Consider the following 19922-nt stretch of genomic DNA (forward strand, 5'->3'; position numbering starts at 1 on the left):
CTCCGGCCGCGTGCGCGATCGGTGAAACCGCGCCGCGTGCGGCCTTCCGAGGGCTGCACGTCGTCGCGGACCGTCGTCACCGGATCGGCGTTCATACGCTCCGCGTGATCCCCCCGTCGATCCGCAGGTTCTGCCCGGTGATGTAGCTCGACCGCTCCGTCGCCAGGAACAGGATCAGTTCGGCCACCTCGTCCACCGTCCCGTAGCGGCCCATCGGAATGCGGGCGCGGCGGTCTTCCTTCTCGGGCAGGGAATCGATGAAGCCGGGGAGCACGTTGTTCATCCGGACGTTGTCGGCGGCGTACCGGTCGGCGAAGAGCTTGGTGAAGGCGGCGAGGCCGGCGCGGAAGACGCCGGAGGTGGGAAACAGCGCCTCGGGCTCGAAAAGCGCATAGGTGGCGATGTTGACGATCGCGCCGGTCTTCTGCGCCTGCATCACAGGCGTCACCAGTCGCGTCATGCGGATCACGTTGAGCAGGTAGTATTCCATGCCCAGCTGCCAGTCGGCGTCGGAGATGTCGAGCAGCGGCCCCTTGGGCCCGTGCCCGGCGCCGTTGACCACGGCGTCGATCCGGCCGAAGCGGTCGAGCGTCAGGTCGACGAAACGCTTCAGGTCGTCGGGCTCGCGGTTGGAGCCGGTAAAGCCGAGCCCGCCGAGTTCGGCCGCCAGCGCCTCTCCCCTGCCCGACGAGGACAGGATGGCGACGGCGTAACCGTCTGCGGCGAGCCTGCGCGCGGCGGCGGCCCCCATGCCGGACCCGCCGGCGACGATCATGGCGACTTTGGCGGACATGGCAGCGTCTCCCTCCGGGCGTTCCGCCGGTCGCGATCCGCACCGCGCCGCGCCAGCGTGTCGCGGGCTTCCCTAGCACGGCTTCCGCCCATGGTCACCCGTGCCGCATCTTGCTTGCTTCGAGCCCGAAAACACGCTGCGGAAGACTTCTGATTAGCCTTTGACAGGACGATGATCTGTGTTTATGGGGACCGATCTTTCAAGGAAGCAACGCCCGTACCCGGCGGCTTGCGGCGCGCCCGCCGGTCGGTACGGCTCCACCACCCGACGAGGCTAGGCCGTGGCGAAACCCGAACTTGGCACCAAGCGAATCTGCCCCGAGACCGGGCGGAAGTTCTACGACCTCAACAAGGACCCGATCGTGTCGCCCTACACGGGAATGACCTATGCGCGGTCCTATTTCGAGGGTGGCTCGGCCGTCCGCGAGGAGGAAGAGGAAGTCGAGACGAAGGAGCTCGATGCCGAGGAGGGCGCCGAGATCGTGTCGCTGGAGGATGCCGACGAGGAAACCAAGGGCGGCGACCTCCCGGATCTCGACGACGACGAGGACGTCGATCTCGGCGATGACGACGACACCTTCCTGGCCGACGACGAGGAAGAGGACGACGACGTCGCCGACATCATCGGCGTCGGCGGTGAGGACGACGACGAGGTCTGATCGACCCTTTCGAGCCCGACCGAAAAAAAGCGAACGGTACGGGCTTGATCTTGCAAACGGGCGGATATAGAAGCCGCCAACACGTTCGGCGCCGGTCCCTTCCGGCGCAGTCTTCCCCCCGAAAGGGCGGGTCCCGGCGAAAGCCGGAGCGTGGGGCCATAGCTCAGTTGGGAGAGCGCTTGAATGGCATTCAAGAGGTCAGGGGTTCGACTCCCCTTGGCTCCACCATTAAACCGGATCACGAGCAGACCGACAAAATCCGTCGACCCGCAGGAGAGGCCCGCGAAGCCGTCGCCGGGGAACGGATGAGCCGATGACGGAGTCCGCGAAGGACGTTCTTCGACGAGTGCTCGGCGATCACGTCCCGGACGGCCGCTATGCCATCGTCGACTATCCCGGCTATGCCAATCCCGGCGACGCCGCGATCTGGTGCGGCGCGCGTACGCTGCTCGCGGAACTCACGGGTCGCCCGCCGTCCTACGTCTCCACCTTGCGCCATCTCGACGCCGCCCGCTGCCGCGAGGCCGTCGCGGGCGGCACGATCTTCTTCCTGGGCGGCGGCAATTTCGGATCGCTCTATGCGCGCCACCACCGCCTGCGGCTGCGCGCTCTCGACGCACTGCGGGACGAAACGATCGTCCTCCTGCCGCTGAGCGTCGCCGATGCTGCCGACCCGGCGGCGGATCGAGACCTGTCGGCGCAGGCGGGGAGCGTATTGCGGCGCTGCGCGCGTCTGACGGTCCTCGCGCGGGAGCATCACAGCCGGACGGTGCTGGCGCAGGCGTACGGCATCGAGGCAGGCCTGTGCCCGGACACCGCCCATGGCCTGACGCCGCCCGCCGTCCAGCCGGTTCGGGAGACCATCGCGCTGAGGCGCCGCGACGGCGAGGCCCGCCGCGGCGCGTCCGACGGCCAGCCCGCCGGGGAACCATCGTTCGACTGGAGCGACGACGGGTCGCTGCGGTGGATCAACCGGATCGGCAAGGCTGCGCCCATCATTCCGTTTCACCGGCTGCGGCTCGCCGCTTTCGACGGCATCGCCCGCCGCAAGGTCGTCCTGGCCTGCGATCTGCTCGGACGCGGCAGGACCGTCGTGACCGATCGGCTGCACGGCGTCATTCTCGCCTCCACGATGGGCCGGACCGTCCTTGCCCGCGACAATGCCACCGGCAAGGTCGGCTCCTATGTCGAGACGTGGGCGGAAATCCTGCCGCGGGTCTCGATCGGCGCCGATCGGGCCTGACCGTTCATCGCTGCAGTCGGCTGCGCCGCGGGAAGTCGCCCGCATGCAGCCGTCGCATCCGTGCAATGGCGAACTGGTAGCGCAGGTTCGCCGCGAATCGGGCGACCGGACCCGTCCGGCTGTGCGTCTCGCGGTTGCTGTCCAGCGTGCTGGCGGAGAAAGGGTCGGTCCGCGGTTCGCAGGCGGAGGGAACGACGATGCGCGTGCACAGGCCGTGCACCCACCAGCACTTGAGCGCCATGTCCACCGGCTGACCGAAGGGAACCATGGTCGCAGCGAGACGCGCTGCAGCCTGCCGGGTGACGGCGTAGGCGATTGTCGACATCGGGTACTTGCGCGACAGCACCGTCCTGAACCGGCCGTGCAGCGTCCGGACGTCCTCGGACCGGACCGGCCTGGGACAGAACAGCCGCACCATGTCCCAGTCGCGCGGTCCCTCCTCGATCGCCACCAGGGCATCCGACGCACCCGCGGTGAACGACACGTCGTCCTCGAAGACGAAGGCCAGCTCGTCGGTCCCGTCTGCGATCAGGCGCCAGACCTTCAGGTGCGACAGGAAGCAGGCGACTTCTCCCGGACTGAGCACCCGCTTGAACGGCAGCGGCGGAGCCGGATCGACCGCCCGGCGGATCGTCTCGCCGTCGAGGTCGCGATAGTCGATCCCCGAGATCCGAGTGTGACGGATCCCCACCGCCCGAAGCTGCGCTGCGGTCGCCTCGCGCCGCTCGGGATGGCGATCGAGGTTGATGAAGTAGGCGGGGGCGGCCGGCGTCTTCATGGAAGCGACCTCCCGCATGCCGGACCGGGTCTCCCCGCCGTTTCGACAGGCGATCGCGGATCGGCGGCGGGCGTCGCCGCAACCGGCCGGGTGGAATGAACTCTCCCGCCCGGGCGGGACGCGCGCCACGTCGTCCGGTCAGAAGACATTGCGGCGCGGCTCCCGGTAGAGGTGCTTGCAGTGACCGCACGAAAACAGTCGCCGGCAATCCGACAGGCGGCAGGCGACCGGCTTCGACCGATCGAGCGCGACGCGCTCGAGATGGTCCGCGCCGGACGACTTGATCGAGAGCAGATCGCCCGGACGCAGGGTCTCGTCCAGGAAGGCCATCAGGACGTTGAAGTCATCGAAGGTGAACAGCCGGCCGGGATAGGTCGGCTTCAGGCGGCTCACGCGTTCGGCATGGGGACCGTAGAAGATCACGATCTCGGCCTCGGCCAGCGCCTCCTTCGCAGCCGTGACGTATTTCGTCCGGGCCGTGCCGCGATAGTCGGAGATCGTGCCGAAGAGCATGAGCTTCCGCTCCGCCTCGGCCGATGCGAGGATTTCGATGCTCGACGCGATCGTCCAGTAGGGGGCCTTGAGCGCGTCGACGATGTAGGTCACCCCCGCATGAACCTCCACCTGATCCTTGAAGGGTTCAGGCTCCACCGCGCCGATCGCCGCGGCCGCCGCCTGCAGGTCGACGCCGAGCGCATGCGCCGCAGCCATCGCGGCCAGCACGCTCGTCTCCCAGCGCGCACCGACGAACCGCGTCGGAACCTGGATGTCCTCGCCGTCGACGCGCAGCTGCATGGCGAGGCGCCTCGGATAGCCGCTCGAACGCGACACGAGCCGGACGTCGGCCCCCTCCCGCCGCCCGTAGGTGATCACCCTGGCCCTCGTGCGCGCCGCCATGGCCGCGACCAGCGGATCGTCGGCGTTCAGGATCGCGATGCCGTCGGGCGGCAGGACCTCGACCAGTTGCACCTTGGCCTCGGCGATGGCCTCGATCGACTTGTGGTGGGCGATGTGGTCCATGCCGATCGTCGTGACGACACCGAGGGTCGGGCGCACGAAGGCGAGCGAGGAACGCATGGCCTCGTGCTCGTGGCCGCTGATCTCCTGCACCCAGTATCGCGCCCCGGAAGGGGCCTGGAGGAAGCGCCGGCGGATGCCGTCGGGGGTGTTGATGCCGACGCCGAGGTGAACGGTGTCGGCCTTTGCCAGCACCGAAGCGACCAGACGGCACGTCGTCGACTTGCCCGCGCTGCCGGTCACGCCGATCACCGCGTCGAACCGGGCTCTCCGCCGCAGCAGGTTTGCCAGCGGAAGCCGCCATTTCGTCCGCACGAAACGGATGGCGCGCCGAACCGCAGCATCGCGCGGGACGAGCGTTGCGAGGATGCCGTCGGTCCGGCCGCGATAGCGCTGCTGACGGGTCACCGGGACACCGCCGGAGCGGGGTCCGCCTCGCCGCCGTCCGGAGTGGCGGCAGGATCGCCGGCGAGGCCGAGCAGCTCGGCGAGCTTCAGGCGCTGGATCTTCCCGGTCGGACCCTTCGGGATGGCATCGAGGAAGACGACCGTACGCGGCACCTTGTGCGGCGCCAGCACCTCGCCGAGCGCCGACCGGACATCCTGCGCGTTCAGCGTCTCTCCCTCCGCCGGAACCACCGCCACGGCGACGTCCTCTCCCAGCGACCGGTGCGGCACCGCGAAGGCGATCGCCTCGGCGATGCGCCGGTCGCGCGCCAGCACGGCGTCGATTTCCAGCGGCGCGATCTTCTCGCCGCCGCGGTTTATGATCTCCTTGGTCCGGCCGGTGATGGTCAGGCACCCCGAGGCGTCGAGAAAGCCCTGGTCGCCCGTGTCGAACCAGCCGTTGCGGAACGACGCCTCGTTGGCGGCGGGTGCGTTCATGTAGGCGCGGTGCACGTTGTCGCCGCGGATGACGATCGCGCCCACCGATCCGGCGGGAAGGTCCTCCCATGCCGCGTCGACGATCCGCACCCCAGTTCCCGTCATGTTTCCCACCGAGCCCGGCCTGCGATGGTCGAGGCCGTTGCTGGTGATCTGGTGCGCAGCCTCCGTCATCCCGTAGGCCTCGACCACCGGGCAGCCGAAGGTCTGCTCCAGCCCCTCCAGCGTGGCCGGCGCGAGTGCGGCCGAAGACGATCGCACGAAGCGCAGGCGCGTCGCCGAAGCGACCGCGGCGTTGCGTCGTGCGCGCTGCAGGATCGCCTGGTGCATGGACGGCACGGCGGAATACCAGGTCGGAGAGAAGTCGCCGAGCCAGCGGAAGAACTTCATGGCGTCGAATCCCTCGGTGCAGACGACTGCGCCACCGGCCCTGAGCGGCGCGCAGAGCGTGGCGACGAGCCCGTGGATGTGGAACAGCGGCAGGATCGACAGGCCGACGTCGTCTTCGCCGAGGCGCAGCGTCGCCACGATGTTGCGGATCGACGCCTCGATGTTGGCACGGGTCAGCCCGACGAGCTTGGGCCGGGCCGTCGTCCCCGACGTATGCAGAAGGAGAACGACGTCATCCGTCCCGTTGCGGTCCGCGGTCGTGCCCGGCGTCGCCGGAGGCAGATCGACGGAGAGCGCGTCGCAGGCGCCGCCGTCGAACACGACTTCCGCGATCCCTATCCCGCGGGCCTGCGCCACGGATTTGGCAGCCTCGAAACCCTCACGCGGGCAGATGAGGAGCTTCGCGCCGAGATCGTCGAGAAAGAAGGCGAGTTCCGCTTCCCGATAGGCGGGGTTCAGCGGCGCCGCAGTCGCGATGGTGGCGACAGCCAGGAAGAGGATCGCCGTTTCGGGTCCGTTGGGCATGGACAGTGCCACGACGTCGCCGCGTTTCACGCCGGCTGCGGCAAGGCGTGCCGCCGTGCCGGCGACCGCGGCTGCGAGATGCTGGTGCGAGCAGGCTTGACGGCCCGGCGAAAGCAGTGCCGTCTTGGAAGCGGTCGCGTCCGTGATCGCAGGCAGGAAAGGGCAGACGATGGCTTCGCTCATGTCTCGCATCATGTCCATGTCCATTCGAGACAGACCGTTTCTTGCAACACCGATCCGAAACGACGAGTAGTTGAAACCAGAAGAAGCTGCCAGGCCAGTAACGATGGCGGATCGCTATTTCTCCTACGAAGCCATGGAAGAAATCCAGTCCGGCGAACATGGATCGCAGGTGGTTTTCTACAAGAGAACGCGTCTGGAGGATGCAGGGATCCGCCGGTTTTCGGAACAGGACGTCCGGGAACTCCTCGGGCTCGGTGCCGCTGCAGCGGCCGCACTACTTCCGGCACGATCCTGGCCCTCGATCTGCCGCTTCTCATCGGGGCTCCGCTACGAGCGCAAGCGCAGGAAGCACTATGCCGACTACGCCCGTGCCATGGCCGCGGTCCTCAGAGTGGACGACGACGCGATCGTCGAGGCTTCCTTCCGATCGCACCTCGACGTGATGGCGCGACGCCGCTTCGGCTTGGCGCTCGATCATGTCGCGCCGCGGAGGAATTCGCCGATCGACGTGTCGGGCAGCGAGCAACTCCGCCAGGCGCTCGACCGAGGGAGGGGGGCGATCGTCTGGGCGTCTCAATTCGCGTTCCAGACGCTTGCCGGCAAGCGCGCGCTGTGGGAGCAGGGTTTCAAAGCGATCCAGATCAGCGATCCCTATCACGGCTTCACCAGCACCCGTGTCGGCAACCTCACCCACAATCCGGTGCTGAGGCGCGCCGAGGACCGCTATCTCAAGGGCCGGATCATCTTCGACCGCGAGAGCGGCGCGGCCGTCACGCGCAAGATCGTCGGGCTTCTCGACCAGGGCGAGCTGATCCTCCTGACCAACAACGTCCACGCCGGAGCGATGTTCCTCGAGATGCCGATCGGCGCCCGCGGCCACGTCAGCATGCCGACTGCGCCGCTTTCGATCGTCGCGCGCCGCGCCACGCCGTTCTTCTCGATGGCCATCGTGGAGACCGAACCCTTCGGCCGGTTCGAAGCAGCCATCCGGCCGATCTCCGACGGCACGTCCGACGGCGCCCGAAGCAGCGCGGCGAAGCGGGACTACGCCCGCATGGCCGCACTGGCGCTGACCGCCCGCGACCATCTCTTCGAGCACGTCCGCCGCGCGCCTGAACAATACCTGGTGATGGGCAATCTCGGCCGCAGCATGTTCGGGTCGCCGCGGGGCTCCACCTGATACTACTGGCCTTTACCTTCGACCCTCGCGCCGCCCCTCATCCGCCTGCCGGCACCTTCTCCCCGTAACACGGGGAGAAGAACGCCGTCACCGACGGCTTCGCGGGTCGCAAAGGTCGCCTACCTGGTGCCGATGTCGCGGCCGTGCCTCCTTCTCCCCGCTTGGGGGGAGAAGGTGCCGGCAGGCGGATGAGGGGCAGCGCCGTGGGTCAATCGAAAAGACCGCTGGTATGAAGCATTTCGCGCTCTTTCGGATTCGCTCCGCAGGCGTCAGATCCTGGTGTTCGCGCATGTCTTTCGCCCGAAACCGGTGCCCGCTGTCGGGAGACTTGCTTCAACCGCGGCGCCGGCGCCAGGGCAGGAGGTTCGCGCGGCAGCCGAAGACGGCGCGATGCCGGTCTGCCAGCCGGTTCTTCCAGGCGCTGCTGCCGATCATGAAGTCGATGCTGCCCAGCCTCCGTTCGATCGCGAAGCGCACCACCTCGGCGAGCAGGACCCAGCCGGGGGAGAACCGCTCCCAGGCGGGGTTGTGTGCCATCTTCGACAGGTAGAGCGTCCCGTCGCGCTCGAAGGCGAGGATGCTCGCGATCCAGTCTTCCCCGGAAGCCAGTCGCAGGAGGTGGGTCCGGTTGCGTGCGTCCTCCCGGGCAGCGATGCGCTGGAACCAGGCTTCGGTCGCGGCCGGCACGATCCAGTCCGACAATCCCTCCTCCTCGACCCACTGCCGCTTGCGCGCGAACAGGCGCGCGATCTCGGCCGACCGCTCCTGCGGGTCGGTGACCGCATGGACCGGTCCGGCACCTGCCTTCCTCAGGCGGCGGCCGAAATTGCCGATCTGCTGGCGGCGCCTGGCGGGCATCGCGGCAAGATGGGCCTCGAAGGTCGGGTAGCCGGCGATGTCGAGGCTGGCCGCTTCCGCCTTGCGGACCAGGGGCATGCCGGCCGCGTCGAGGACGCGGTGGAGCGCCGTGCCCTCGTGGACGAAGCCGACCTTGAAGATCCGCGTCGCGAGCGACGCATGGAGGACATCGAGCAGCACCGCGGCCGCGGCGGCCGTCTCCATCGCGGGATCGAGAAGCAGCCCGTCATAGAAGGGCGTCCTGGAATCCAGCCAGAGCAGCGAATGCGTGCCGAACAGCTCGCGGCGCCTGATCATGGGCATTCCCATGACAAGGCGCCCGCGGTCGCGGATGGCGGCGACGTGCAGGGCGGTGCGGCCATCCTTCCTGTACCTCTCCCAGTTCGCGCGCAGTATTTCCATCCGCGTGAAGAAGCCTTCCGACGCGCACCGGGCGTCGAGGGCCTCCCATTCGGCGGCGAGCCGGTCGAGCCCCCCTTCGTCGCTGACGATCTCCCACCCGATGCCCCCGGGAACGCGCATGCCGCTTTCCATGTCAGAAGAGTGCGCGAAGTCTCGCCAGGAACCCGTCCAGGCGAGCAGGCGTGCGGAAGAACTCGATCCCGCAGGCGGCCAGCGAGGCCTCGCGGCCGTGCAGCGTGCGCCTGTCGGCAGCCATGATCGCCACGCGCAGCCGTGCAGGCCCAGGGCCCAGTCCGCCATGCTCCGGATCGAACGTGGCGAGCGGCACCAGCCAGCCGTCGCGCAATCCCGGTTCGCACCGCTCCATCATGGTCGCGAGCGACGTGTTCGCCCTGCAGAAGGCAAGCCGGGCGATGCGCTCCGCGCCCGGGTGCTCCTTCCGGCGGAGCATCTCGTGGACGAAGGCCGTGCTGGACACCGGCCGGAAGTTGAGATCGATAGCGAACGGCTTCCCGCCACGATCGACCAGAATGTCGAAGCCGCAGATGCCGCGGAATCCGAGCTGGCTTCCCTTCGCCGCGATCGCCCGCCCGAGCGCCGTCGCTGCGGGCGGAGGGGAGACGTCGCCGTCGAGGAGATTGCCGGCGTGGACGCCGTTGCGCAGGCAGATCTGCTCCGAGGCCCCGATGTCGAGCACGGTCCCGTCGGCCATCACCGCATATTGGAGGCACCAGTTCTGGGCAGCGTCGACGAGGCTTTCGGCGATGGCGGCCTCGGCGCCGGCGAAGCGCGACAGCCCGCGCCGCAGATGCCGCCGGCTCCGGCAGATGGCGACGTCCGTCCCGCCCGCACTCGGGCCGCCCGTCGCCACCTTCAGCACGATCGGGCGCCTGAGCCCCGCGCGCGCGACCGGATCGGTCAGATCGACGAGCCTGCGTGCAGGAACGTTTTCCGGACCGGCCAGCTGCGCGACGTTGCGCTTGTCGTTCAGGAACGCGAGCAGTTCGGGCGCCACGAGCGTCGGCCCCTCCTGGGTTGGTCCGCCTGCCGGACCATGCACGTAGGCGGCGGTCTCGCCGCGCCGCTGGCGCCGTCCGACGGCACGCCGGTAGTCGTCCGGCGAGCCGTAGACCTCGATGGCCGAGCCGACGCGCACGCCGCAGCGCTCCATGGCCGCAAGTCCGGTGGGCGACATGGCGGCTTTCTGGACCAGCATCGGCAGCCCGCCCGCGCAGGCGACGAGATTTGCCGTCATGAACTCCGTCATGTGCGGCTCGACCGGCGCCCATGCCGGGCCGTCGTCCTCGCGTCGGGGGGCGAGGAAGGTGCCGGGCGGGAAGAGCGCATCGAGCGTCGGCGGTGTCATGGGGACGGGCGGCCCACCCGCGCCATGAATCGCCGCTGCCGCTTGAACCGCTTGAACCGGCGGGCGATTTCGGTCAGCGGGAGGATCCGGTTGAGCAGCTTTTCGCGACGGTACCGCTTCAGTGCCCCGTCGATGGCCGCGACGATGTCGTCGTCGCCATGAGTTTGCGCCGCTGCCCTCAAGTTGCGCATGTCGGACTGCGAGCCTTCGCCCGTCACCTTCAGCGACCGCTTCCTCGACGTCAGGTGCCGGTAGGTCGGCGCCCTGTCGCGCATGTCGAGCACGTCGAGTGCGGCGAGCATGAACTGGCAGCTGTGGCAGACGCCGCAATGCTCGAAGCGGCGGTTGCAGACGCGCAGATGCTCCATCAGGACGGGCTCGCATGCGATCCGTTGCACCTTGGCGAGCCGGTGCACGAGGCCGTGATGCTCCACGCGCGCCCCGGCGGTGCCCCACAGGACGTCCAGTGCCGGATGAGAGCCCCAGCGCCGGGTCCAGGAGGACTCGTCGGCCGAGGAGGCGATGATCTGGTTCTCGAACCGGTGCGCCAGCATGTGCCGCACCGCCGCCAGCACCGCACCGTGATACTCGACCCAGCCTATCAGCCGATCGGACACCGAGCGGATGTCGGTGGTGACGACGATGCGACCCATACCGAATTGGTCTGCGACGTCCGTGACGACCGTCTTCAGTCGCGTGACGCGGGGCTGGTCCGCCGGGTCGACGTCTGCTCCGACAAGCGTCACCAGTGCCGAGATCCGCTCGCGCGCGGTGGCGAGCGAATAGCCCGAATCGACGCCGCCCGAGAAGAACAGCCCGGTTTCGCGACCGGCGGGATGGGATCGCCGGACCGGCCGGGCGTCCACCGCGATCCTGCCGTAGCCGGGATACCAGGTGCACAACAGCGACTGGATCTCGCTGGCGTGGTCGAGGAGTTCCTCGTCGACCTCGTCGTCGATGCGCAGGTCGACGCCGAGTTCCATCGCCGGAACGAGGCCGAGGCACAGGAGGGCGTCCCCCGACGCCGCGAGCCTCGCGCCGGCCGCCTCGAAGCGGATCGCCGCGTCGTATCCCCCGCATCTCAGCCGCACGGCGAGCGCCGAGCCATCGATCGCAGCTGCGGGAGAGGGCGCAGCATAGGCAAGGGTCAGGGTACGGGTGCTTCTCATGCGGCGGCCGGATGACGATCCTCCAGGTGCGATGACCCTGATACTATGTCGGGGCAGTTCCACCAATCACCATTCCGGGAAGGGTTCGCGGCGCCCGGCGATGATTGCGGGGTTTCAGCCGTTGTGATCAGATGCCGCCATGGGGATAGCGGGGCGACTTCGTTCGTTGTCGGATCTGGTGGCGGAGGAGTTCCGGCGGACGGTCCCCGGTCCCCTCTGGCGCCTGCGCGCGCTGGCGAGCGGTCACCCATCGCGATCGATCGCGCTGCTCCCGCCCGAGGTTCGCGCGTCGGGAGCCTATCTGCGCCAGACGCGCTTCTATCGCCGGCGCGCCTACTACAACCGCATGCTCTACGCCGCGCTCCACAACAAGATCTCGCAGAAGCTCTGGCTGGACAGGGTCTGTCCCGAGGCTGCCCCGCCGATGACCCACTACGTCGCCGGCGAGCGGCTGGTGCAGATCGGCGGCCCGGATCGGCCCCAGCGGACGCGTGCAGAAATCCCGTCCCTGCTGCAGCCGGGCCGGCCGCTCTTCGTCAAGCCAGCCGATGCCGGACAGGGAGTGGGCGCCTTCCATCTCGCCCAGGATGGCGACGGCGTGATGATCAACGGGGTGCGGGTCGATCACGAAGGCTTCCGGGCCTGGCTGGCGGAACAGCCGATCGCGTTCACGGTGTCGGGCGTGATCGAGCAGTCGGCCTGGACGCGCCGGATCTTTCCGGGTGCCGTCAGCACCGTTCGCATCATGACCGCGACCTCCTTCGTCGACCGCAGGGCGGTCGTCCTCGGCGCGGTCCTGAAATGCGCCACCAGCCGGACGGCGCCGACCGACAATTTTCAGAGCGGTCGCGGCGGAACGACATCGTCGATCGATCTCACCACGGGGACGGTCGGCCCCTGCGTCGGCTTCGACGAGGACCGGTTCGAACGCACGCTCAGCGACCGCCACCCGGAGAGCGGAGCACCGGTGGCGGGCGAGACGCTGCCTCACTGGGGCCTGCTGCGCGATACGGTCGCCGGTCTCGCCGCGATCCTCCCGTGCGCAGGCATCGCCGGATGGGACGTCGCGATCCGCGACGATGGGATCACCGTGGTCGAGATCAATACGCTTCCCGGTATCGACGTTCTCCAGAGCGCGGTGCCGCTGCTGGACACGGAAGCCAAGCGCGCAATCCTGACGGAAATGCGGATGTTTTGACGATTGGACACGGGGGAGAGCATCGATGTGCGGGATTGCCGGCGTCTGGCGCTTTGCCGAGCGAACGCAGGATGTCGACGACGACGACGTTCGGACCATGATCGCGGCGATCCGGCACCGCGGCCCGGATGGCGAGGGCTACTGGTCGGGCGACAGCCTTATGCTCGGGCACTGCCGTCTCGCGATCATCGACACCTCCGACCGCGGTCTCCAGCCGGCCGTCACCGCCGACGGCTCCGGCGTGCTCGCCTACAATGGCGAGGTCTACAACTTCCGGGAACTTCGCCGGGAACTCGAGGACGCCGGCGGCCGCTTCCTCAGCGGGACCGATACGGAGGTGGTGCTGCGGGCGCTGCACGAATGGGGCGTGGAAACGGCCGTCCGGCGGTTCACCGGCATGTTCGCCTTCGCCTATTTCGACCGCCGCGAACGGGTGCTCTGGCTGTGCAGGGACCGGCTGGGAATCAAGGGCCTCTCCGTCGTCCGCAGGGGCGACCGGTTGCTGTTTGCCTCGGAAGACAAGGCGCTGCTGCGCGCATCCGGAGTGGGCACGCGGATCGACACGCGGACGGTCACGCTGTCGCTTGCGCTCCAGGACGTCGACGCGCACCTCTCGTCCTTCGCCGACGTCCGCCGGCTGCCGCCGGGCGCCTGCTGGCGCGTCGACGGCGAGGGTATTCGCGAGGGCAGCTTCTGGAATGCCCTCGCCGCCATCGAGACGGAACGCCTCGGCGACCGGCATCGGCCCGTCGCAGAGGCGAAGGTGGAACTGGAGAACCTCCTGCGCGCCAGCGTCGGGCTTCACTGCGTCTCCGACGTCAGGCTCGCCACCGCCTGCTCCAGCGGGGTCGATTCGGGGCTCGTCACGGCACTGAGCCGGGAATTCGTCGATCCCTTCCACGCCTATGTCGTGGCGCCCGACACGGGCGTGAGCGAAGCGCAGGGCGCGCAGCGGACGTGCGACCGCCTCCGAGTTCCCCTGCAGCGGGTCGGTTTCGACCGCGAGACCTACCTGCGCAATCTCGCGACGGCCATCTACCACGTCGAGAACGGGAACCTCAGCAACTCCACCGCGGCGTTGCTGGCCATGACGCGGCAATGCAGGCAGGACGGCGTCAAGGTGCTGCTGACGGGCGAGGGATCCGACGAACTCTTCGGCGGATACGGCTGGCATGCCGTCTCCGCCGGCCGTGCCCGGTGGGCGAACGTCCTCGCCGCCTTCGGTCCGACGCGCCGCGCCCGCGAACGCCGCAGGAGGCGGATCGCCACGATGCCGTTCGCCAACGCCTTCGCCGGTTCCGGCACGGTCGAGCATCGGATCCTGTCGGCCTCGCTCTTCGCGCAGCACATCCTGGCGCCCGAGGCGATCCTCGAGGCGCTCTCGACGGTGTCTCCGGTCTATGCGCAGGTGTTCGCCGGCAACGGGATCTTCGACCTCTATGGGCACATGGGGTGCATCATCCACCGCCATGACCGGATCTCCATGGCCTCCTCCGTCGAACTGCGGGTGCCGTTCCTGGAGAACGCCGTCATCGACTTCGCCCTCAACCTCCATCCGGACTTCAAGCGCAGGCAGGGTCGGGGCAAATGGCTGCTGAAGGAGGTGGCCTCGAAATACCTTCCGCGCGAGAACATCCTGGCGCGGAAAAAGGGCTTCCCGGTGTCGAGCGACTATTTCGCGGGAACCGAATCGACGTTGAGGAGCGGCGCATTGCGGGATCTGATGGCCTGGAGCCGGGCCGAGACGGAGCGGATCGTCGGCCTTTGCGCGGCGGACGGGGCAATGCGCACGCGCCTGGTCGGCCACGAGATCTTCGGCCGCATCTATGGCTGGGGCGTGTCTCCCGAGCAGACCGGGGAGGCGCTGGTTGCTGCCGCGGCGGAGCGCGGCGCGGTCGGCTGACACGGCGGGCCGGTCTGGCCGCCGGATTCACTCCACCCAGGCCGTGCCGGGTTTCGCCGCCGCGCAGAAGAGCGCGGCCGCGCGCCGGCTCTCGTCGACGACGGCGCGGATGAACTGGTGGTGCGTCAGTGCCTGATAGCTCGCGACCACCGGCATCGACGGGAAGTGCTTCGTCACCTTCATCGACACCAGCCGGCCGTTGGCGAGTTCGCGGCGGATCGCCACCGACGGCAGCGCAGCCACGCCGAAGCCGTCGAGGATCAGGCTGACGATGGCGTAGAGCGAGTTGCAGGAGGTCAGCTTCGACGCCAGCACCTGCTCGTCGTGGAAATACGGCGCCACCATCTGGAACGGCGGCGAGTCCTTCGGGAAGGAGATGATCGGCATCGCCGCGAGATCCTGCGGCGTGTAGGTGCGGTCGGGGTTGATCAGCCGCGGCGAGCCGACCCAGCCCATCTGCAGCACGCAGGCCGTGAAGCTGCGGAACCCCTCGTCGACCACGGGCTGAATGGCGAAGATGATGTCGAAGAAGCCCTTCTTCAGCCCTAGCGCCAGGGCTTTGGTGCCGTCGACCGTCAGTTCCACCCGCAGGTGCGGGTAGCGGGCGTGCAGAGTCTCAATGAGGCCGGGCAGCCACGTCGCCGCCACGGTGTCGATCGCGCCGATGCGCAGGGTCGCCGCCACCGGTTCCGGTTCGCGCCGCAGCCGTGCCGCCAGCCGGTCGAGCTCTGCGAGCACGGTCTCGAAGGTTTCCAGCGCCCGCTCGCCGGCCTCCGTCAGCCGGAACGCGCCGTCGCCGCGTTCGATCAGCCGGCAGCCCAGCTCCTCCTCCAGGGCGGCGATACGGGCGGAGATCGCGGGCTGGCTGGTGGCCAGTTCCTCCGCCGCCCGGCGGAAATGCCGTGTCCGCGACAGGACGACGAAGCTGCGCAGGTCGACGCTGCGGACCTGCAGGCCGCGGCCGGCACGGGTGGGCGGCCGCTCCTCCTCGCTCATCCCGGCAGGATCCGGATGCGATCGGGCGCGATGCCGATGCGGGCCTGGGATCCCGGCTCCAGCATCACCGACGCCGGCGCCAGCACGCTGATCGTCTGGCCGGCGAGATCGAGGATGTAGCGGTTGCGCGATCCGAGATAGACCCGGGTGATCACCGTCGCGATCAGGCCGCCCTCGTCGAGGAAGTCGACATTCTCCTGCCGAAGCGCGAGCGTGGCCTTGCCGTGGGGTGAACCGGCCGCGACCGGAAGCGCCTGTCCGTCGGCAAGCCGCGCCGTGCCGTCCGTGATCCGGGCCGGCACGAGGTTGGCGGCGCCCAGGAAGGACGACGCATAGGCCGTCGCCGGCGCGTCGTAGATCTCGCGCGGCGGCGCCTGCTGCTCGATCGCGCCGGCATTCATCAGCACCACCCGGTCCGACAGCGACAGCGCCTCGTCCTGGTCATGGGTGACGAAGAGCGTGGTCAGTCCGATCCGGCGGTGGATCTCGATCAGTTCCACCTGCATCTCCTCGCGCAGGCGGGCGTCGAGGTTGGACAGCGGCTCGTCGAGCAGCAGCACCTTCGGTTTGGAGACGATGGCGCGGGCGAGTGCGACGCGCTGCTGCTGTCCGCCCGACAGCTGGCGCGGCGCGCGGTCGGCCAGATGCGTGAGCTGCACCGTCTCCAGCGCGGCCTTCACCCTGGCGTCCTGCTCCTCGCGCGTGCCGACGCGGCGCATCCGGAGCGGAAAGCGCACGTTCTCCGCCACGCTCATGTGCGGCAGCAGCGCGTAGCTCTGGAACATCATCGCGATGTCGCGCTTCTCCGGCGGCAGGCCGGTGACGTCCGTTCCCGCGATCTCGACCTTGCCTGAACTGACGCCCTCCAGTCCGGCGACGATCCGCAGCAGGGTGGTCTTGCCGCAGCCCGACGCGCCGAGCAGCGACACGAACTCGCCGGAGCGGATCGTCAGGTCGATGCCGCGCAGGACCTCGACCTTGCCGAAGAACTTGGTGATGTTGGTCAGCGTCAGATCGGACATTCAGCCACTCGCGAAACGGGTGAGGCCCAGCATCCGCTCAAGGATCAGCATGAGCGCGACCGTGATCAGGATCATCAGCGTCGAGACGGCCGCGACCGTCGGATCGGGCGAGAACTCGAGCTGGCCGTAGATCTGCACGGGCAGGGTGGTGAGGTTGGGATTGCGCAGGAAGAGCGACAGCACCGCCTCGTCGAACGAGATGTTGAAGGCGAAGAAGGCCCCGGCCAGCAGCCCCGGCCGGCATTGCGGCAGGGTGACGAACCAGAGCCGCTTCAGCCGCGTGGCACCCATGGTGCGGGCAGCCTCCTCCAGGAACGGGTCGCGCTCCGCCAGAACGGCGAGCGTCGTGCGGATCACGTAGGGGATGGCTACCACGGTGTGCGCAAGCCAGAGCGCGTTGAACGAAGTGGCACCGAAGACGGCGCTCCACAGCATCAGAAGGCCGATGGCGAAGACGATGGAGGGCAGCACGAGGGGCGAGAGGAAGAAGGTCTCGGCCGCTCCGCCCGATCGCCGGCCGCGCGAGAGCCCGATCGCGGCCGCACCGCCGATCAGCGTGGCCGAGACGGTCACCAGGACGGCGAGGTTCAGCGACAGCCAGAAGGCGCCGAGATAGGCCGGGGAACCCAGCGCGTTCCCGTACCAGCGGAACGTGAAGCCCTGCGGCGGGAAGGCGACGAACTGGCTCTCCGACACCGAGACGCCCATGACGACCACGAGCGGCGCCAGCATGAAGACCGCCGCCAGCAGGACGAAGACGAAAGCCGCGATCCGCAGCCAGCCGGGAACCGCCCTAACCATGCGCGCGCCTCCCCAGCCGGAGGTAGGGGATCAGCAGAAGCGCGATGCCGGCGAACAGGATCACCGCCTGCGCCGCCGCGAAGTTCCAGTCCAGCGTCTGCGTGACGTTCTTGTAGATCGATCCCGCCAGCATCTCGATCCGCGGGCCGCCGAGAAGCGCCGGCGTCACGAAGGACGAGGCCGAGAGCGTGAAGACGAGGATGGAGCCGGCAAGCAGGCCGGGTGCGGCGAGCGGCAGCACCACCCTGCGCATCGTCTGGAGGAAGCTGCATCCCATCGTGCGGGCTGCCTCTTCCAGCCTGGGGTCGAGGCGGATGATGACGCCGAGCAGGGACAGCACCATGAAGGGCAGCAGCACCTGCACCATGCCGAGGACGATGGCGGTCTCGGTGTGCATGAGCTGGAAGCTGCGGCCGACGAGGCCGAAATCGCGCAGCGTCGAGGATATCGGTCCGCTGCGCGCCAGGAGCACCATCCAGCCGAAGGTGCGCACCACGACGGAGGTCATCAGCGGCAGGATGACCATGATCACCAGCCATAGCCGGACGCGCGGCCCGCTGCGCGCCATGATGTAGGCCAGCGGGAAACCGACGACCGCGCAGACGGCGGTGATGAGCGCCGACAGATAGACGGTCCGCCAGAGCACGGAGGGATAGAAGGAGTCCTGGAAGAACCGCGCGAAATGCTCGGTGGTGTAGCCATCCGGACCCTGTGCCGACAGGACCAGCATGCGGGCGATGGGCAGGACGAAGCCCAGGACCAGGAGAGCAAGCCCGGGAAGCAGGAGGAGCCAGGTTTCGCGGCGGTCTGTCATGTGGTGCAATCGCGCTGCGGCCCCGGCCCGCGCGGATGGCGCGGGCCGGTCGCCTCGATCAGCGGGCGATCGTCTTGGCGAAGGCTTCGGTCCAGGCCGAACGATTGGCCTCGATCACGCGCGGATCGAAGCGCATCAGGCCCTTGGCGGCGTCCGCACCGTAGACCACGTCGGCCGCGACCTCGTCCGACAGCTCGGTCTTGGCGTTGGTCGGCGTGTAGCGCAGCGCTTCGGAGAAGCAGGCCTGGGCTTCCGGCGAAAGCTCCTTGGCGATGAACTTCGACGCCAGCTCGACATTGTCGCGGCCGGCCACGAGGTTCGCCGTGATGAAGCTCGCCGGCGTGCCTTCCTCGCCCTGGATGAACTTCACGTTCAGCCCGGCCTTCTTCAGCGTGAAGGCGTAGTCGGAGGCGTAGGGCGCGATCCACGCGTCGTTCTGCGCGAACTCGGCCTGGATCTCGGGCGACTTCGAGACGACCACCGCGCCGGCGTCGAGCAGCTTGCCGACGGCGTCGAGGCCGGGCTGGATGTTCTCCAGCGTGCCGCCCGCGACCTGGTTGAGCATCAGCAGGCCGATCATGCCGTAGCCGTTGCTGATGTCGGTCAGCACCAGATGCTCGGCATATTCGGGCTTCATCAGGTCGGCCCACTTGGTGGGCTCGCTGGGGACCTTGTCGGACGCGACGACCAGGCCGACGGCGGCGATCTGGTAGGCCGGTCCCTCGCCCTTGGCGACACCCGCCTTGGCGAAGTCGTAGAGGTCGGCCAGGGCCGGCACGAGTTCCTCGGTGACCGGAACGAGCAGGCCCTCGGATGCCGCGACGATCTCCTGGCCGCCGGAGAAGTGGATCACGTCGTACTGCGGCGCGTCCTTCTGGGCACGCAGCTGTGCGAAGGCGTCGGCCGAATAGGCGGTGACGATGTTCACCTTCGCGCCGGTTTCGGCCGTGAACGGGTCGATGACGCACTTGCGGTGGGCCTCTTCATAGGCACCGCCGAAGGAGTTGATGGTGATCTCCTGCGCCAGCGCCGGAGCGGCGACGGCGCAGAGCGAGGCTGCAATTGCAATACGAGCAGTAGCGGACATCTCGGTTCCCTCGTTCTGATTTTTCGTTGAAGCGACTCTTGCGTCTCAATGTTCCGGGCGGCGCGAGGCGCAGGCCGGCTACTTCACCCGGCCCAGTTCGACCATGCGCTCGCCCTTGCGGCGGATCACACGGCACTGCTCGACGACGGCGTCGAAGTTCTCGGTGACCTTGCCCCAGAAGTTCGGCGCGGTCCATCCGGTCGGGCCTGCGGTACGGGCGCCCTCGCCGTAGACGAGGCCGATTTCCCAAAACTCGTCCGGATCCATCTTGAAGTAGTTCTTGGGCTGGTAGAACCAAAGGAGCTCGCCTGCGGCCGGGAAGCTGGTGATGTTCTCCGGTCCGAGCGAGCGGGGGTCGAAGGTCTGGGCGCTCTCGGGCAGGCCCATCATGATCTCCGGTCCGGTGAAGGACGCATGCAGCGCCGGCCACTGGATCGGCTGGTGCAGCGCCCCCCAGATCGCGTCGCACGTCTTCGGCGCCACGTCCTCATAAAGAGAGATGATGCCGGTCACGTTGGCTTCGAGAAACTTGATGTAGAGCTTGCGCTCGGACATAGGTCCTTACTCCCTGTTGATCGACAAATAGGAACAGAAAACGGGGAGTTGGTCCAATTCAATCGCAAGATCGGCGCAATCAGGAAAATTTATCACGTCG

The 19922-nt window shown here is 68.3% G+C and carries 18 protein-coding genes and 1 tRNA gene; 6 read left to right on the forward strand and 13 right to left on the reverse strand.

Translation table 11 applies throughout. The features are described 5' to 3' along the window. Nucleotides 1-91: 91 nt before the first annotated feature. Nucleotides 92-793, reverse strand: coding sequence for an SDR family oxidoreductase (locus tag IAI54_RS25120; RefSeq protein WP_187969780.1), 702 nt, complete (start codon nucleotides 791-793; stop codon nucleotides 92-94). 280 nt (nucleotides 794-1073) lie between these two features. Here IAI54_RS25120 and IAI54_RS25125 point away from each other — a divergent pair, with 280 nt between their 5' ends. The 3 genes from IAI54_RS25125 (at nucleotide 1074) to IAI54_RS25135 (ending at nucleotide 2694) form a co-directional block, all read left to right on the forward strand. Continuing rightward, entirely contained in the window at nucleotides 1074-1451 is a 378-nt protein-coding gene (locus tag IAI54_RS25125; protein WP_187969781.1) for a TIGR02300 family protein, read from the forward strand. 152 nt (nucleotides 1452-1603) lie between these two features. Beyond that, nucleotides 1604-1679, forward strand: a tRNA-Ala gene (locus tag IAI54_RS25130). A gap of 85 nt (nucleotides 1680-1764) precedes the next feature. Continuing rightward, complete coding sequence (locus IAI54_RS25135) at nucleotides 1765-2694, forward strand: polysaccharide pyruvyl transferase family protein (protein ID WP_187969782.1); 930 nt, start codon at nucleotides 1765-1767, stop codon at nucleotides 2692-2694. A 4-nt stretch (nucleotides 2695-2698) separates the two neighbouring features. Here the strand turns inward: IAI54_RS25135 and IAI54_RS25140 are convergent, their stop codons facing one another. The 3 genes from IAI54_RS25140 to IAI54_RS25150 all read right to left on the reverse strand — a co-directional run bounded on the left by IAI54_RS25140 (nucleotide 2699) and on the right by IAI54_RS25150 (nucleotide 6471). Further along, entirely contained in the window at nucleotides 2699-3472 is a 774-nt protein-coding gene (locus tag IAI54_RS25140; protein ID WP_187969783.1) for a glycosyltransferase family 25 protein, read from the reverse strand. A 138-nt stretch (nucleotides 3473-3610) separates the two neighbouring features. Next, nucleotides 3611-4897, reverse strand: coding sequence for a Mur ligase family protein (locus IAI54_RS25145; RefSeq protein WP_187969784.1), 1287 nt, complete (start codon nucleotides 4895-4897; stop codon nucleotides 3611-3613). After that, nucleotides 4894-6471: an AMP-binding protein gene (locus IAI54_RS25150; RefSeq protein WP_210321171.1), complete on the reverse strand. Its 1578-nt coding sequence runs from the start codon at nucleotides 6469-6471 to the stop codon at nucleotides 4894-4896. Before IAI54_RS25150 ends, IAI54_RS25145 begins: the two co-directional genes overlap by 4 nt. Nucleotides 6472-6574: 103 nt before the next feature. Between IAI54_RS25150 and IAI54_RS25155 the strand changes: the two genes are divergently transcribed. Further along, complete coding sequence (locus tag IAI54_RS25155; protein ID WP_187969786.1) at nucleotides 6575-7651, forward strand: hypothetical protein; 1077 nt, start codon at nucleotides 6575-6577, stop codon at nucleotides 7649-7651. 333 nt (nucleotides 7652-7984) lie between these two features. On the opposite strand, the gene IAI54_RS25160 is transcribed toward IAI54_RS25155, so the two are convergent. The 3 genes from IAI54_RS25160 to IAI54_RS25170 are packed head-to-tail and all read right to left on the reverse strand — an operon-like array spanning nucleotide 7985 to nucleotide 11446. Then, entirely contained in the window at nucleotides 7985-9031 is a 1047-nt protein-coding gene (locus IAI54_RS25160; protein ID WP_187969787.1) for a GNAT family N-acetyltransferase, read from the reverse strand. A 13-nt stretch (nucleotides 9032-9044) separates the two neighbouring features. Beyond that, on the reverse strand, nucleotides 9045-10277 hold the full coding sequence (locus IAI54_RS25165) for an ATP-grasp domain-containing protein (RefSeq protein ID WP_187969788.1): 1233 nt from the start codon (nucleotides 10275-10277) through the stop codon (nucleotides 9045-9047). After that, complete coding sequence (locus IAI54_RS25170; protein WP_187969789.1) at nucleotides 10274-11446, reverse strand: hypothetical protein; 1173 nt, start codon at nucleotides 11444-11446, stop codon at nucleotides 10274-10276. Before IAI54_RS25170 ends, IAI54_RS25165 begins: the two co-directional genes overlap by 4 nt. Before the next feature lie 166 nt (nucleotides 11447-11612). Between IAI54_RS25170 and IAI54_RS25175 the strand changes: the two genes are divergently transcribed. Together IAI54_RS25175 and asnB are read left to right on the forward strand one after the other, a co-directional pair. Continuing rightward, a complete protein-coding gene (locus tag IAI54_RS25175) occupies nucleotides 11613-12644 on the forward strand; it encodes a sugar-transfer associated ATP-grasp domain-containing protein (protein ID WP_187969790.1) in 1032 nt (343 codons plus the stop codon). Nucleotides 12645-12669: 25 nt separating this feature from the next. Continuing rightward, nucleotides 12670-14547, forward strand: a complete 1878-nt coding sequence (gene asnB / locus IAI54_RS25180) for an asparagine synthase (glutamine-hydrolyzing) (protein WP_187969791.1) — start codon at nucleotides 12670-12672, stop codon at nucleotides 14545-14547. A gap of 27 nt (nucleotides 14548-14574) precedes the next feature. Here the strand turns inward: asnB and IAI54_RS25185 are convergent, their stop codons facing one another. The 6 genes from IAI54_RS25185 to IAI54_RS25210 form a co-directional block, all read right to left on the reverse strand. Next, nucleotides 14575-15543, reverse strand: coding sequence for a LysR family transcriptional regulator (locus IAI54_RS25185; protein WP_187969792.1), 969 nt, complete (start codon nucleotides 15541-15543; stop codon nucleotides 14575-14577). Continuing rightward, nucleotides 15540-16565 carry an ABC transporter ATP-binding protein gene (locus tag IAI54_RS25190; RefSeq protein ID WP_187969793.1) on the reverse strand — a complete coding sequence of 342 codons (1026 nt, stop codon included), beginning with the start codon at nucleotides 16563-16565 and terminating at the stop codon, nucleotides 15540-15542. Before IAI54_RS25190 ends, IAI54_RS25185 begins: the two co-directional genes overlap by 4 nt. Beyond that, nucleotides 16566-17366: an ABC transporter permease gene (locus tag IAI54_RS25195; RefSeq protein ID WP_187969794.1), complete on the reverse strand. Its 801-nt coding sequence runs from the start codon at nucleotides 17364-17366 to the stop codon at nucleotides 16566-16568. It lies immediately after the preceding gene. Beyond that, nucleotides 17359-18180 (reverse strand): ABC transporter permease, encoded by an 822-nt coding sequence (locus tag IAI54_RS25200; RefSeq protein ID WP_187969795.1) that lies wholly within the window; start codon nucleotides 18178-18180, stop codon nucleotides 17359-17361. The genes IAI54_RS25195 and IAI54_RS25200 overlap by 8 nt, the downstream gene beginning before the upstream one ends. Before the next feature lie 58 nt (nucleotides 18181-18238). Further along, nucleotides 18239-19267 carry an ABC transporter substrate-binding protein gene (locus IAI54_RS25205; protein WP_187969796.1) on the reverse strand — a complete coding sequence of 343 codons (1029 nt, stop codon included), beginning with the start codon at nucleotides 19265-19267 and terminating at the stop codon, nucleotides 18239-18241. 78 nt (nucleotides 19268-19345) lie between these two features. Next, nucleotides 19346-19822, reverse strand: coding sequence for a DUF3830 family protein (locus tag IAI54_RS25210; protein ID WP_187969797.1), 477 nt, complete (start codon nucleotides 19820-19822; stop codon nucleotides 19346-19348). Between the last annotated feature and the right edge of the window lie 100 nt (nucleotides 19823-19922).

Source organism: Aquibium microcysteis, assembly GCF_014495845.1.
GTDB classification, from domain to species: Bacteria; Pseudomonadota; Alphaproteobacteria; order Rhizobiales; family Rhizobiaceae; genus Aquibium; species Aquibium microcysteis.

Bases quoted from the DNA above. Each gene is read 5' to 3' on its own strand.
- IAI54_RS25120 (WP_187969780.1), bottom strand. From the start codon at position 793: ATGTCCGCCAAAGTCGCCATGATCGTCGCCGGCGGGTCCGGCATGGGG.
- IAI54_RS25135 (WP_187969782.1), top strand. From the start codon at position 1,765: ATGACGGAGTCCGCGAAGGACGTTCTTCGACGAGTGCTCGGCGATCAC.
- IAI54_RS25140 (WP_187969783.1), bottom strand. From the start codon at position 3,472: ATGAAGACGCCGGCCGCCCCCGCCTACTTCATCAACCTCGATCGCCAT.
- IAI54_RS25150 (WP_210321171.1), bottom strand. From the start codon at position 6,471: ATGAGCGAAGCCATCGTCTGCCCTTTCCTGCCTGCGATCACGGACGCG.
- IAI54_RS25155 (WP_187969786.1), top strand. From the start codon at position 6,575: ATGGCGGATCGCTATTTCTCCTACGAAGCCATGGAAGAAATCCAGTCC.
- IAI54_RS25160 (WP_187969787.1), bottom strand. From the start codon at position 9,031: ATGCGCGTTCCCGGGGGCATCGGGTGGGAGATCGTCAGCGACGAAGGG.
- IAI54_RS25165 (WP_187969788.1), bottom strand. From the start codon at position 10,277: ATGACACCGCCGACGCTCGATGCGCTCTTCCCGCCCGGCACCTTCCTC.
- IAI54_RS25170 (WP_187969789.1), bottom strand. From the start codon at position 11,446: ATGAGAAGCACCCGTACCCTGACCCTTGCCTATGCTGCGCCCTCTCCC.
- asnB (WP_187969791.1), top strand. From the start codon at position 12,670: ATGTGCGGGATTGCCGGCGTCTGGCGCTTTGCCGAGCGAACGCAGGAT.
- IAI54_RS25185 (WP_187969792.1), bottom strand. From the start codon at position 15,543: ATGAGCGAGGAGGAGCGGCCGCCCACCCGTGCCGGCCGCGGCCTGCAG.
- IAI54_RS25190 (WP_187969793.1), bottom strand. From the start codon at position 16,565: ATGTCCGATCTGACGCTGACCAACATCACCAAGTTCTTCGGCAAGGTC.
- IAI54_RS25195 (WP_187969794.1), bottom strand. From the start codon at position 17,366: ATGGTTAGGGCGGTTCCCGGCTGGCTGCGGATCGCGGCTTTCGTCTTC.
- IAI54_RS25200 (WP_187969795.1), bottom strand. From the start codon at position 18,180: ATGACAGACCGCCGCGAAACCTGGCTCCTCCTGCTTCCCGGGCTTGCT.
- IAI54_RS25205 (WP_187969796.1), bottom strand. From the start codon at position 19,267: ATGTCCGCTACTGCTCGTATTGCAATTGCAGCCTCGCTCTGCGCCGTC.
- IAI54_RS25210 (WP_187969797.1), bottom strand. From the start codon at position 19,822: ATGTCCGAGCGCAAGCTCTACATCAAGTTTCTCGAAGCCAACGTGACC.